This window comes from Rhodococcus sp. NPDC058639 (assembly GCF_042717545.1).
In the GTDB taxonomy this organism is placed as follows: Bacteria; Actinomycetota; Actinomycetes; order Mycobacteriales; family Mycobacteriaceae; genus Rhodococcus.
In genome coordinates this window covers 246,566-259,092 of the sequence record NZ_JBHXRF010000001.1, presented here as the reverse complement: position 1 = coordinate 259,092, position 12,527 = coordinate 246,566, and the positions used below count along the sequence as shown (strand labels likewise).

13 protein-coding genes are annotated in these 12,527 nt (G+C 64.6%); 4 read left to right on the top strand and 9 right to left on the bottom strand.

What is annotated here, in order from left to right; genetic code table 11:
• Nucleotides 1-119 precede the first annotated feature (119 nt).
• From trxB to ACFWU2_RS01180, 3 genes are all read left to right on the top strand, one after another.
• Complete coding sequence (gene trxB / locus ACFWU2_RS01190; RefSeq protein ID WP_378599040.1) at nucleotides 120-1,088, top strand: thioredoxin-disulfide reductase; 969 nt, start codon at nucleotides 120-122, stop codon at nucleotides 1,086-1,088.
• 44 nt (nucleotides 1,089-1,132) lie between these two features.
• Nucleotides 1,133-1,468: a thioredoxin gene (gene trxA / locus ACFWU2_RS01185; RefSeq protein WP_169620910.1), complete on the top strand. Its 336-nt coding sequence runs from the start codon at nucleotides 1,133-1,135 to the stop codon at nucleotides 1,466-1,468.
• 131 nt (nucleotides 1,469-1,599) lie between these two features.
• Nucleotides 1,600-2,778, top strand: coding sequence for an N-acetylmuramoyl-L-alanine amidase (locus tag ACFWU2_RS01180; RefSeq protein ID WP_378599037.1), 1,179 nt, complete (start codon nucleotides 1,600-1,602; stop codon nucleotides 2,776-2,778).
• A 74-nt stretch (nucleotides 2,779-2,852) separates the two neighbouring features.
• Here the strand turns inward: ACFWU2_RS01180 and ACFWU2_RS01175 are convergent, their stop codons facing one another.
• From ACFWU2_RS01175 to rpmH, 9 genes are all read right to left on the bottom strand, one after another.
• Nucleotides 2,853-3,557: a GNAT family N-acetyltransferase gene (locus tag ACFWU2_RS01175; RefSeq protein ID WP_378599034.1), complete on the bottom strand. Its 705-nt coding sequence runs from the start codon at nucleotides 3,555-3,557 to the stop codon at nucleotides 2,853-2,855.
• A gap of 59 nt (nucleotides 3,558-3,616) precedes the next feature.
• A complete protein-coding gene (locus ACFWU2_RS01170) occupies nucleotides 3,617-4,813 on the bottom strand; it encodes a ParB/RepB/Spo0J family partition protein (protein ID WP_378599031.1) in 1,197 nt (398 codons plus the stop codon).
• Nucleotides 4,810-5,781: a ParA family protein gene (locus tag ACFWU2_RS01165; RefSeq protein WP_378599028.1), complete on the bottom strand. Its 972-nt coding sequence runs from the start codon at nucleotides 5,779-5,781 to the stop codon at nucleotides 4,810-4,812. The genes ACFWU2_RS01170 and ACFWU2_RS01165 overlap by 4 nt, the downstream gene beginning before the upstream one ends.
• A 692-nt stretch (nucleotides 5,782-6,473) precedes the next feature.
• Nucleotides 6,474-7,154, bottom strand: coding sequence for a 16S rRNA (guanine(527)-N(7))-methyltransferase RsmG (gene rsmG / locus ACFWU2_RS01160; protein WP_378599025.1), 681 nt, complete (start codon nucleotides 7,152-7,154; stop codon nucleotides 6,474-6,476).
• Between the two features lie 108 nt (nucleotides 7,155-7,262).
• Entirely contained in the window at nucleotides 7,263-7,811 is a 549-nt protein-coding gene (locus ACFWU2_RS01155; protein ID WP_378599022.1) for a protein jag, read from the bottom strand.
• Between the two features lie 22 nt (nucleotides 7,812-7,833).
• Nucleotides 7,834-8,940, bottom strand: coding sequence for a membrane protein insertase YidC (gene yidC, locus ACFWU2_RS01150; RefSeq protein WP_378599019.1), 1,107 nt, complete (start codon nucleotides 8,938-8,940; stop codon nucleotides 7,834-7,836).
• Nucleotides 8,941-9,008: 68 nt separating this feature from the next.
• Complete coding sequence (gene yidD / locus ACFWU2_RS01145) at nucleotides 9,009-9,293, bottom strand: membrane protein insertion efficiency factor YidD (protein WP_378599016.1); 285 nt, start codon at nucleotides 9,291-9,293, stop codon at nucleotides 9,009-9,011.
• A complete protein-coding gene (rnpA, locus tag ACFWU2_RS01140; RefSeq protein ID WP_378599013.1) occupies nucleotides 9,290-9,733 on the bottom strand; it encodes a ribonuclease P protein component in 444 nt (147 codons plus the stop codon). Before rnpA ends, yidD begins: the two co-directional genes overlap by 4 nt.
• A gap of 20 nt (nucleotides 9,734-9,753) precedes the next feature.
• Entirely contained in the window at nucleotides 9,754-9,897 is a 144-nt protein-coding gene (rpmH, locus tag ACFWU2_RS01135) for a 50S ribosomal protein L34 (RefSeq protein ID WP_169620900.1), read from the bottom strand.
• A 579-nt stretch (nucleotides 9,898-10,476) separates the two neighbouring features.
• Between rpmH and dnaA the strand changes: the two genes are divergently transcribed.
• Nucleotides 10,477-12,159: a chromosomal replication initiator protein DnaA gene (gene dnaA, locus ACFWU2_RS01130; RefSeq protein WP_378599010.1), complete on the top strand. Its 1,683-nt coding sequence runs from the start codon at nucleotides 10,477-10,479 to the stop codon at nucleotides 12,157-12,159.
• The last annotated feature ends 368 nt before the right edge of the window (nucleotides 12,160-12,527 follow it).

Below are 12,527 nucleotides of genomic sequence, written 5' to 3'. Positions count from 1 at the left end.
TGCGAGGGGAACAACACCGTTTACCCTGGTGTTGACATCTGTGTATGCTGCCGCGCCGGTCTCTCTCGGCACGTGGCATCTACGACAGCCCCGACCGCCGACCGGAAGGCCTCCGCCGAATGACGACCTCGCCCACCATTCACGACCTCATCATCATCGGTTCGGGACCCGCGGGATACACCGCAGCGATCTACGCCGCCCGCGCGGAACTCTCGCCCATCGTCTTCGAGGGAACCCAGTTCGGCGGCGAGCTGATGACGACAACCGAGGTCGAGAACTTCCCGGGCTTCAAGGACGGCATCATGGGTCCGGAGTTGATGGACCAGATGCGCGAGCAGGCGCTCCGGTTCGGCGCGGACATCCGCACCGAAGATGTCGAGGCAGTCGATCTCGCCGGCCCGGTCAAGACCGTGGTCGCAAACGGCGAAACCTACAGCAGTCACGCGGTCGTGCTCGCCATGGGCGCCGAACCCCGTTACCTCGGTGTGCCGGGGGAGGAGCGACTCCTCGGCCGCGGCGTCTCCGCTTGCGCCACGTGTGACGGCTTCTTCTTCCGGGATCAGGACATCGCAGTGGTGGGCGGCGGCGACTCGGCGATGGAGGAAGCCACGTTCCTGACGCGGTTCGCGCGCAGCGTGACGATCATCCACCGCCGCGAAGAGTTCCGTGCCTCGAAGATCATGCTCGAGCGCGCCGAGGCGAACGAGAAGATTCGCTTCCTCACCAACACGAGGGTCCTCGAGGTCCTGGGAGAAAACAGCGTCTCGTCGCTGACCGTCGAAGACACCGTCACGGGCGAGCGCAGCGATCTCGCCGTCACCGGCCTCTTCGTCGCCGTGGGCCACGACCCGCGCAGCGCACTCGTCGCGGGACAGGTCGAACTCGACGACGAGGGCTACGTGAAGGTCGTCGGTCGCACCACTGCGACGTCCCTGCCGGGTGTTTTCGCGGCCGGAGACCTCGTCGACCACACCTATCGTCAGGCCATCACCGCGGCCGGCAGCGGTTGTTCCGCGGCGATCGACGCCGAGCGCTGGCTTGTCGCACGCCACGAGGTTCCGCCCTCGATCGTGCCCGCCCAGGTCTGACCGTCCCCCCACCCCCCGATAACACGCGACACCAGGAGATAGCCGTGGCCGTCAAGGACACCAACACCGTCACCATCACCGATTCCTCGTTCGTCGAGGATGTGCTGCAGGCCGACAAGCCCGTGCTCGTCGATTTCTGGGCCACGTGGTGCGGTCCGTGCAAGATGGTTGCTCCGGTGCTCGAGGAGATCGCGGGCGAGCACGGCGACAAGCTGACGATCGCCAAGCTCGACATCGACGCGAACCCGTCGGCGGCCCGCGACTACCAGGTCATGTCCATCCCCACCATGATCCTGTTCTCCGGCGGCAAGCCTGTGAAGACGATCGTGGGCGCGAAGGGTAAGGCGGCGTTGCTTCGGGACCTCGCGGACGTCCTGTAGTACGGTCCCGAGGATCGATTCTCGGATGCGCCGCCCTGGGCCCCGGCCCCCGGCGCATCTGAGATAATTCCGTTCGATGCTGCCCTGCCCCGTGCCGGGCGCAATCCGGTCAGCACGGAAAGGCCCAACGCATGCGCCCTCTTCGTCACGGCGACCACGGCCCGGCAGTCGCCGAGATTCGGAGCACTCTGGCCGGTCTGGGTTTCCTGCACGCCCGTCCCGACTCCTCCGACGGCTGGATGGGGTCCGACGTCGTCTTCGACCGCGAACTCGACGGCGCCGTGCGCGCCTTCCAGCAGCAGCGCGGTCTGCTCGTCGACGGGATCGTCGGCCCGGCCACGTACCGCTCCCTCAAGGAGGCGTCGTATCGACTCGGCGCCCGAACCTTGATGTACCAGTTGTCGGCGCCGTTGTACGGCGACGACGTGGCTGCGCTGCAGACCCGGTTGCAGGATCTGGGGTTCTACGTGGACCGGGTAGACGGCTACTTCGGCCAGAAGACTCACGAAGGACTCAGTTCGTTCCAGCGCGAGATCGGTCTCGCCGCGGACGGAATCTGTGGTCCCGAAACCTTGCGGGCACTCGAGTTGCTCGGCACCCGGGTGTCGGGTGGATCGCCTCACGCCATCAGCGAAGAGGAGATCGTACGACGGTCGGGCCCCCAGCTGAGCGGTAAGCGGATCGTCATCGATCCCGGTCTGGGCGGCACCCACCACGGCATCATCGTGCCCAGCGTGCACGGCCCGATTTCGGAGGCCGACATTTTGTGGGATCTTGCGCGCCGCCTCGAGGGCCGCATGGCGGCGACCGGTATGGAGACGTTCCTCTCGCGCCCGTACCACGCGGATCCGACCGACGTCGAACGCGCCGGCACCTCCAACGCGTTCGGTGCCGATCTCATGATCTCGCTGCGCTGCGATTCGAGTTCGAACCCGCACGCGAGTGGTATCGCAAGCTTCCACTACGGCAATTCGCACGGCTCCGAATCCATGATCGGTCAGGTACTGACCGGGTTCATCCAGCGCGAGATCGTCGCACGAACCTCACTGCAGGACTGCCGCAGCCACGGGCGTACCTGGGACCTGCTGCGCCTGACGAACATGCCCACCGTGCAGATCGATCTCGGCTACCTCACCAACGAGCACGACGCATCACTGCTCGCCGATCCGCGCACCCGCGACGTGATCGCCGAGGCAATCCTCGTCGCAGTGAAGCGTCTGTATCTGCTCGGGCAGGACGATCAGCCCACCGGCACCTATACGTTCGCCGAACTGCTGGCCGAGGAACTCTCCATCACCGAAACTCGCTGACTCACCGGACCCGCTGACTCACCGGACCCGCTGACTCGCTGCGGGGACTCGGCACCGGAGCGCCGCGGGCACCTTTACTGCACGCCCACCGCGGTGCGCCCGGTGACATCCTCCACCGTCAGTGAGGCCGCTTCGATCAGGCGCTCGAGAGCCGCTTCCACCTCTTCCTTCCATCCGTGGTCACGGTCGAGTTCGAGCCGCAACCGGGGGAAGCGAGGATGTGGGGCGATCACCTCGAAGCCCATGTCCTCGAGAAAGTCGGCGCCGATCATGCATTCGGCAGGGGAGCATTCCCGCGCGGAGGTGGTGCTGGGCACGTCTCCCGCCGACGGCCTGTCGTCCTCCTGCGGACGCACACCGAACGCTTCGAGGGCCCGGACGTTGCGGCGGACCAGATCGGTCACGACGGCGCGGATGAGATCGGCGCCCACATCCAGGTCGGACGCGTGGGGCTCGATGCGCATGGTGGTGAGCAGAATCGCGTCGGCACTGACCGGCGAGGTCGGGAAGAGTCGCGCCCTGGGAACCATGTTGGGGGGCGCATAGAACGCCACCCCGGCCACCTTGTCGTCGGTGTCCCCGAACGTGGCGACCTGTGCGCACGACCCCCACTCGAGCATGACCATGGACAGCCACGCTTCTTTTTCGAACTCGGGGTCGCAGAAGTTGCGGGCATCACCGGCGGGCGCCGGATCCATTTCCCAGAACACACACCGCCTCGGGTGCGTGGGCAACTGCTCGATCGCACTCAAGGACAGCGGTGTGACTCGCGTCGACACGGGATACCTTCGCCTCCACGTCTTTCTCTCACAGACTGTTGTCCGACCCCGTCGGGGAGTCAAGACTGGCGGGCCCGATCGGTCGGATCCGCGTCGACCTCACGTTGGGTCTGCATCATGGTCACAATACGTTCGAGATCGTCCACCGACCCGAATTCGACCACGATCTTGCCTTTGCGCTTCCCCAGGCTCACGGTCACGCGGGTGTCGAACGAGTTGGACAGACGCTCGGCGACGTCCTGCAGCCCCGGCATCTGGATGGGCTTCCGCTTCGAGGAGGGCGACGGTGTGGGAGCACCACTGCGGTTGGCCAGCATGACCGCTTCCTCGGTCGCCCGTACCGACATCCCTTCGGCGACGATCCGCATCGCGAGTGCTTCCTGTGCGTCGGCGCCGGCTTCGAGCGCGAGCAAGGCGCGCGCGTGGCCTGCGCTCAGCACGCCCGCAGCGACCCGCCGCTGGACAGGAATGGGCAGCTTGAGCAACCGGATCATGTTCGTGATGACCGGGCGCGAGCGTCCGAGGCGTGTCGCCAGTTCCTCGTGGGTGACCTCGAACTCCTCGAGCAACTGCTGATACGCGGCTGCTTCTTCGAGGGGGTTGAGTTGCACACGGTGAATGTTCTCGAGGAGAGCATCTCGCAGCATCGCGTGATCATCGGTGTCCCGGACGATGGCGGCGATCGTGTCGAGCCCCGCTTCCTGGGTGGCCCGCCACCGCCGCTCGCCCATGATGATCTCGAAGCGATCATCGTCCGCTCGCCGCACCACGATCGGCTGCATCAAGCCGAACTCCCGGATCGAGTGGACGAGTTCGGTCAGTGCCTCTTCGTCGAAGACCTGACGAGGCTGCTTCGGGTTCGGGGCGATCCGGTCGATCGGGATCTCGAGGTACACCGCCCCGGCGGGCGAGGGGAGTAGGTCGTGATCGACCTCGGCGGGCGCACCGTCGTCGCCTTGCGTGTCCGGCGCCGTGGATTCGGGAGAGGCAGGCTTTCCGTCGCCGATGATGAGGTCCGCCGCGGCGGATCCGAGCCCGGACGGCGACGAGGACATTCCCGGTGACGCACCGGCACGTCGACCGGGGGCCGGCTTCACGGTCGATGCGGGAGCCGCCGGTGCCGACGCCGATTCGGTGGTCGTCGAGGTGGTGGTCGTCGAGGTAGGCGCGGTCGTGGCCGGCGCAGTCACCGGAGGACCGGTCGGGATGAGAGCGGCCAAGCCTCGTCCGAGCCCGCCCTTACGTGTCGCACTCATTCGTTCCCCTGCTTCTTCTGTATCCCGCGTGCCGCCAACTCGCGCCCCGCATCGAGGTAACTCATCGCGCCGCGCGATCCCGGATCGTAGTCGAGAACTGTCATCCCGTAGCCGGGAGCTTCGGAAACCTTCACGCTCCGGGGGATGACGGACCGCAGCACCGCGGACCCGAAGTGTGCTCGCACCTCGGAGGCGACCTGATCGGCAAGCTTGGTGCGGCCGTCGTACATCGTGAGCAATACGGTCGAGACGTGGAGGTCGGGGTTGAGGTGCGACTGCACGAGTTCGATATTGCGCAGCAACTGCCCGACACCTTCGAGGGCGTAGTACTCACACTGGATCGGAATGAGCACTTCCTTGGCTGCGACAAGAGCGTTCACTGTCAGCAGGCCCAGTGACGGCGGGCAGTCGATGATGACGTAGTCGTACTCGCGCGGCCCGAGCGCGTCCTTCGTGAGCGCGTTCCGGAGTCGGTTTTCGCGAGCCACCATCGACACGAGTTCGATCTCGGCGCCTGCCAAATCGATGGTCGCCGGGATGCAGAAGAGGCGCTCGCTGTGGGGACTCTGCTGGACGGCGTCGACGGCGCGGACCTCACCCAGAAGGATTTCGTAACTCGACGGAACGCCGGAGTGATGGGGTACTCCCAGTGCGGTACTCGCGTTGCCTTGAGGGTCGAGGTCGACGACGAGCACCGTCAGACCCTGGACCGCGAGCGCGGCGGCGAGGTTGACCGCGGTCGTGGTTTTACCGACCCCGCCCTTCTGATTCGCGATGGTGAGCACGCGGCGTTCGTGCGGCTTCGGGAGGGCGATTGCCTCGCTCGGGTGAAGCACCTGACTCGCGCGATGTGCCGCAGCACCGATCGGCGTATCGATCGCGGAAAACCCATCGAAGGGGACGGGTGAGAACTCGTCGTTCATCGCCTCGGTTTCACGTGAAACAGCGGATTCAGATCCACCCGTCATAGAACGCTCCTTAAACGTTTGATCCGCACGGTCCGCACGCTACTCCTCTTCGCTCCGGGGACACGGCGCACGGGACGCGGCCTGGTCGAGCAACGAGGAGGCGAGGCATGTCCGAAGAATTGGTCGTGGCTTCGACGCGTCGACTCACGTCCACTTCCTCGGTCGGTTCAGTATTCCACCCGCATTCTATGTGGCTGCCACGCGATCACACCGCAGGACGTTCCACGTGAAACAACGCTCCTTTGTTTCACGTGGAACATTGCGGGCCGAGGGGAGTGGGGAATGTTTCACGTGAAACTGCGACAGGTGTCGTCCGTGCCGATCCCGTACGGACAACTGCTCGTCGTGGGAACTTCGATCATATTGATGCACAACAGATTCCAAATCTCTCCATCGTAAGATGTTGTGACACAGTATTTTTCTTGCCGATATCACCCTTTCCTGATTTAGGCACACATCTGGCGTCACAGTGACGAAATAGGGTTGGGCCACCGGTACCCGCTCACACGGGAAGAAAATCAGCCCCTGACACCATCCGAGGCTCTCCTGGACGCCATTGGGTACTCGAGAGAACGCCTCGAGCTCGAGAGCCGTCCCGGGCGATCGATACTCGAGATGTCCGACGCCGGCCCGGAACAAACGAACCCCTCACCTCCGCGAGGGAAGTGAGGGGTTCGTTTCACGTGGAACAGTTACTTGTTCTTTCGCCGCCGAGACGGACGTGGCATGCGCTCCGCCTTCACCACGAGTGTCGGAACCGGAAGCGCATCGCGGCCGCACTCGAGCACCTCGAGATTGCCGGCACCGAGACGGGCAAGCTCGTCTCGATCTCGTTCGATCTCCTCGTGCGCCGAGGAACCTTTCAACGCGAGCATGCGGCCGCCCTCGTGGATCAGGGGCAGGGACCACTTGGCGAGTTTCGCCAGCGCCGCGACCGCTCGCGACGTGACCACGTCGGCCCCACCGGCTTCCTGAAGCACGCTGGGTTGCTCCGCGCGGCCTCGCACCACCAAGACATTGTCGAGACCGTTGGCTTCCACAAATTCCGCCAGATAGACCGTGCGCCGCAAGAGCGGCTCGACGAGAGTGATCCTCAGGTCGGGTCGAGCAATTGCGAGCGGAATACCCGGCAACCCCGCACCGCTGCCGACATCGACGACGGTCTCGTCCTCCTGGATGAGTTCGCCCAACACCGCGCAATTCAAGATGTGGCGCTCCCACAATCGGGACACTTCACGCGGACCGATCAGTCCTCGCTCGACTCCGTCGACCGACAGTGAGCGATGGTAACGCTCGGCAAGCTCGAATCGCCCGCCGAAGATCTGCTGAGCGGTGGCCAGCAATCCTGCCTCGTCTTGTTCCACGTGAAACATCCTCTCCTGCCGACGGTGCGCCGGCGGTGCCGGTCCCGCTGGCCTCCATCGAATAAAAAGAGGGACCCCGAGTGTTCAGGGTCCCTCTTCGAGCCGAAAGCGGACGGCTCAATCCTGCACGATCACAACGCGCCGATACGGTTCGGCACCTTCGCTCTCGCTGGAGACCCCGTCGACCTTCGCCACCGCGTCGTGCACGATCTTGCGTTCGAAGGGAGTCATCGGAGCGAGTTCCTCACGACCGCCGCCGGCCAGGACCCGCTTCGCGGCGGAGGTACCCAGCTCGGTCAGCTCGGCGCGCTTGCCCGCACGCCAGCCTGCGATGTCCAGCATGAGCTTGCTGCGTTCCCCGGTGGCCTGCTGCACGGCGAGACGGGTGAGTTCCTGGAGGGCGTCGAGGACGTCTCCGTTGGTTCCGACGAGCTTGCTCAGATCCTTGCCACCGTCGATGCTCACGACGGCCCGGTCACCCTCGACGTCGAGATCGATGTCGCCGTCGAAGTCGAGCACGTCGAGCAACTGTTCGAGATAGTCGCCGGCGATTTCCCCCTCTTCGATCAAGTCCTCGTCGTCGACCACGTCGGTGTCGAGTTCAGGCTCGCGCGCCTCGCCGGTCACCTCGATGTCCTCCTGTGCCTTGTCCAGGTCACTGGCCATGATCAGCTCTCTTCTACTTCGGTCAGCGCCGCTTGCGCTTGGAGTTCTTGGGACGACTACCCGGCTTCGGGGCCGACGATCCGGAACCGGACGTGGGCGTCGAGTTGCCGTTCGACTGAGCGTCTGCGTCCTTGGTCAGCGAGACCTGGGGCGTCTCCTCGACGGTCGCACCGTCGGCAGGAGCACTCTCCGCCGAAGCGACGGCGCCCTTCTTTCTCTTCGGCTTGTTCGGACGGGCACCCGGCTTCGGGGCGTTCTCGTTGCGGCGTGCGAGTGCCGCTGCCCGCTTCTCTTCTTCTTCCTGATCGATCTTCCGGAAGACGAGATGCTGCTGGCCGTACGTCCACACGTTGTTGCTCACCCAGTACAGGATGATGGCGATCGGGAGGAACGGACCGCCGACGAGCACACCCAGCGGGAATACGTAGAGCGCCAGCTTGTTCATGATCGCAGCTTGCGGGTTCGCGGCAGCCTGTGCGCTCTGGCGGGCGACCGAAGCCCGGGCGTTGAAGTGCGTGGCGATGCCGGCCACGATCATGAGGGGAACGGCGACGGCCGCGATCTGCCACCGCGAGGGGATGTCACCGAACGGCGCGAAGGCCTCGAGCGAGGCGATCGGCTGAGTGATCCACGACGAGATCGGGGCACCGAACAGACGTGCGCTCAGGAAGGATTCGACATCTTCCGGGCTGAAGGCGTAGTTGCCGACACGTGCGTTCTCTTCCGGCGTCAGGCCGAGCTGGCCGAAACCGGTACCGGTGCGGTTGAAGGACCGCAGCACGTGGAACAGACCGATGAAGACCGGCACCTGCAGCAGGACCGGCAGGCAACCCATCAGGGGGTTGAAGCCGTGTTCCTTCTGGAGCTTCTGCATCTCCAGTGCCTGGCGCTGCCGGTCGTTGGAGTACTTCTTCTGCAGCGCCTTGATCTGCGGCTGAAGTTCCTGCATCTGCCGGGTCGTGCGAACCTGCTTGACGAACGGCTTGTACAGAATGGCGCGGAGGGTGAACACGAGGAACACCACCGACAACGCCCAGGTCCAGCCACTGTCGGGAGCGAGCACGAACGAAAAGGCTTTGTGCCAGACCCATAGGATCCAGGACACGGGATAGTAGATGAAGTCGAGCACGGCTCTATGTACTCCTCTGGTCGTCCATGTCGCCACGGAGAGGCGTCGGTCTCAGGTCTTCGCTCCGGTCAGGTACCCACATGGGACGACCGATGACTTCGCTCGGGTACCGGATCCCACCCTCCAGGGTGCCAGGGGCCACATTTGAGCAGCCGCAGCGCCGTCAGCACCGACCCGACCAGGAACCCTCGCGTGCGTAGCGCGTCGACCGCGTATTCGCTGCAGGTGGGGACGAATCGGCACGTCGGCATCCGGGTGGGCGACACATACGTGCGGTAGAGCTCGATACAGAAGATCAATGCCCTCGCCGGCGCCGAACGGATGGTGTTCCCGCTCGCGTTCGGGGCGGTCATGCGGGCTTCCCGGCATCGGCGTGGACGCCCGCGCTCTCGGCCGGGACGCTGGAGGACGGCTCCTCGCCGGTGGGAGATGCGTCGAGAAGAAGTCCGAGCCTGGCCAGACCCGACCGGACCTGCTTGTCGAGTTCCCGCGAATCCGCGGTCGCCGAGCCCGGAAGAGCACGCAGCACGAGGTCTGTGTTCTCAGGTACTCGCTCGACGAGGCCGGCACAGATATGACGAAGCCGGCGTGCGACTCGATGTCGAATCACCGCCGGCCCGACAGCCTTATTCACGACGAGCCCGAAACGGGGACCGTCGACACTCACCAAGAACTCGGACCGATCACGCTCGAGAGCGTGAATCACCAGGTCCCGCCGCCCCTGACGGCGACCGCGACGGACGGTATCGGAAAAGTCCGTGCGGCGCCGCAGTCGATACGGCTCAGGTAACACCCCGAGCTCCCGTTACGGGATCAGGCGGTGAGTTCGGCGCGGCCCTTACGGCGACGCGCCGTCACGATCGCGCGACCCGCACGGGTCCGCATCCGGAGACGGAAGCCGTGGACGCGCGCGCGGCGTCGGTTGTTCGGCTGGAACGTCCGCTTGCCCTTAGCCACGGTCAACACTCCTCGAGATATATGTGACGCCGGCAGGCGCCATCGGTCTAACGTGTACGGATTTTCGCACGACCCGTGCGCAATGAGTGCAGCACGGACCTATCACTTCTGCATGAGTGACTGTTCGAGGCTACGCGGATTCGGACGCGAAATCAAACTGCGGTCTCTGTGCCCGCGCGGTCCCGTATGCCGGGTGCGATCCGTCGAAAGTCGGGCCCCGAACAGCAGTGTGTCCCACATCACGGTGGGTTACGATCTCTCGCATGGCTTCGTCAGCGAACCCGCAGCGCATAGGCCGTCTCGCCCATTCGCCGCACACCCATAGACGATGTGCGCGGCCGCCGGTCGCGTGCTGCTGCTCCTGACGCGCCGCACAGCGGCACCGGGTGGAGCCGATCTCGTGTGCCAGACTGATCACGAAGTGTCGGCACACCGACAGGCCCCGAGAAATCGGTCTTCCACTTCATCTGTGCACAGAGTTGCACCACTTCTGCAGACATCCACCGGGTCGTCCCCCCCGGTTGTCCACACCTGTGGATAATCGTGTGGAAATCATGTCGACCTGTGGGAGGAAGCTACGTGAACGACGAGCCGAACGCGCTTGCCGATGTGTGGGCGGACGTCGTCGCCGAGCTGACAGCGGACGACGGAGTACTGACCAAGAGCCAGAAGGCGTGGCTGGCGCTGGTCAAGCCGATCACGCTGGCCCAGGGTTTCGCGCTGCTGTCGGTCCCGTCCACGTTGGCCCAGCAATCCATCGAGCGTGACCTGCGCGAACCTATTCTCCGGGTGCTCACCCGCTACCTGGGTCATCGCGTGGAAGGACTGGGCGTTCGGGTCGAGCCCCGCGAACGCATCGACGACCCCGCGGAGGATCCGTACGCGGAACCCCGCGACACTCTGCCCCTCGAGGGCCTTCCCGAGGACCGGGGCACCGGGGATACCCGCAGTGGAGAGAGCCGCGCCCGCGATGCACGGCGGGAGCCGGCGGGATCTCGAGATGGCGGTTCGCCTCGAGACGGTCGATCCTCCCGCGACGGCATGGCTCCGGGGGAAGGCATCGGGCATCTCCGGCGGAGATACACCACAGCTCGCGACCACGACATGCTCGACGGTGACCCCGGTGACCACGAGGAAGTGGACGACGACCGGGAGGCATTGACCGCCGTCCGCGAGTCGTGGCCGTCCTACTTCACGCAGCCGCCGCCTCCCGAGACGCCTGCCATGGGCAGCAGCAGCCTCAACGCGAAATACACGTTCGACACCTTTGTGATCGGCGCGTCGAACCGCTTCGCCCATGCCGCGGCCGTCGCGATCGCCGAAGCCCCGGCCAGGGCATACAACCCGCTGTTCATCTGGGGTGCGTCCGGTCTCGGCAAGACCCATCTGCTGCACGCTGCGGGGCACTACGCCCAGCGGCTGTTCCCCGGGATGCGGGTCAAGTACGTCTCCACCGAGGAATTCACGAACGATTTCATCAACAGCCTCCGCGACGACCGCAAGGTCGCGTTCAAGCGGCGGTACCGGGAGACGGACATCCTCCTGGTCGACGACATCCAGTTCATCGAGGGCAAGGAAGGTATCCAGGAGGAGTTCTTCCACACCTTCAACACGCTCCACAACGCGAACAAGCAGATCGTTGTCTCGTCGGACCGTCCTCCCAAGCAGCTGGCGACGCTCGAGGAACGCCTGCGCACCCGGTTCGAGTGGGGCCTGATCACCGATGTCCAGCCGCCCGAACTCGAGACGCGCATCGCGATTCTCAGCAAGAAGGCGCGCATGGACGGGCTCGACGTTCCCCATGACGTCCTCGAGCTGATCGCCAGCCGGATCGAACGCAACATCCGCGAACTCGAGGGTGCGCTGATCCGCGTCACCGCCTTCGCGTCCCTGAACCGGCAACCGCTCGATCTGACGCTGGCGGAGGTGGTGCTGCGTGATCTGATGCCCGATTCGACGGCTCTCGAGATCAACGCAGCGACCATCATGGCGGTGACCGCGGAGTACTTCGGCACGTCCATCGACGACCTGTGCGGTCCGGGCAAGGCGCGTCCACTCGCGCAGGCCCGACAGATATCGATGTATCTCTGCCGAGAACTGACGGATCTGTCACTGCCGAAGATCGGTCAGACATTCGGACGCGATCACACCACAGTTATGTACGCGGACAAGAAGATTCGCAAAGAGATGACGGAACGCCGGAAGGTATACGACCAGGTTCAGGAACTCACCGCGCGGATCAAGCAGAGGTCCAAGCGGTAGCCCACGCCACAGAAAGCTGTCCACAGGGAGTGCCCGCACGGGCGCTCCCTGTCTGTTTTCCGTCCCGCATCTCGAGAAAGTCCGGGTACTCACACTTGTGGACAAGGGTGTGTACAACATGGGATCTTTGTGGACGGGCGGTGGACGGAGTGCTAACAGTCTCGAGGAGTCCACATTCCATCCTCGAGTAGTCCTCGAGTTCATCCTCGAGTGTGGGCCCTCGAGAAGGGCACCCCACCAGCCTAGACGTCGATCGGTCCACAGATTGCACAGGACCTATTACTACTTCTGTGAGTTCTTCTGAGAAATACTATTTAAAAACAGGTGTGTGGATGAGCTGTTCCACAGGCGTCTCGAGTGAGGTGCCC

Excerpts from the sequence above, each read along its gene's own strand:
- trxB (WP_378599040.1), top strand. The coding sequence starts at position 120 with ATGACGACCTCGCCCACCATTCACGACCTCATCATCATCGGTTCGGGA.
- ACFWU2_RS01180 (WP_378599037.1), top strand. The coding sequence starts at position 1,600 with ATGCGCCCTCTTCGTCACGGCGACCACGGCCCGGCAGTCGCCGAGATT.
- ACFWU2_RS01170 (WP_378599031.1), bottom strand. The coding sequence starts at position 4,813 with ATGAGTGCGACACGTAAGGGCGGGCTCGGACGAGGCTTGGCCGCTCTC.
- ACFWU2_RS01165 (WP_378599028.1), bottom strand. The coding sequence starts at position 5,781 with ATGACGGGTGGATCTGAATCCGCTGTTTCACGTGAAACCGAGGCGATG.
- rsmG (WP_378599025.1), bottom strand. The coding sequence starts at position 7,154 with ATGTTTCACGTGGAACAAGACGAGGCAGGATTGCTGGCCACCGCTCAG.
- ACFWU2_RS01155 (WP_378599022.1), bottom strand. The coding sequence starts at position 7,811 with ATGGCCAGTGACCTGGACAAGGCACAGGAGGACATCGAGGTGACCGGC.
- yidD (WP_378599016.1), bottom strand. The coding sequence starts at position 9,293 with ATGACCGCCCCGAACGCGAGCGGGAACACCATCCGTTCGGCGCCGGCG.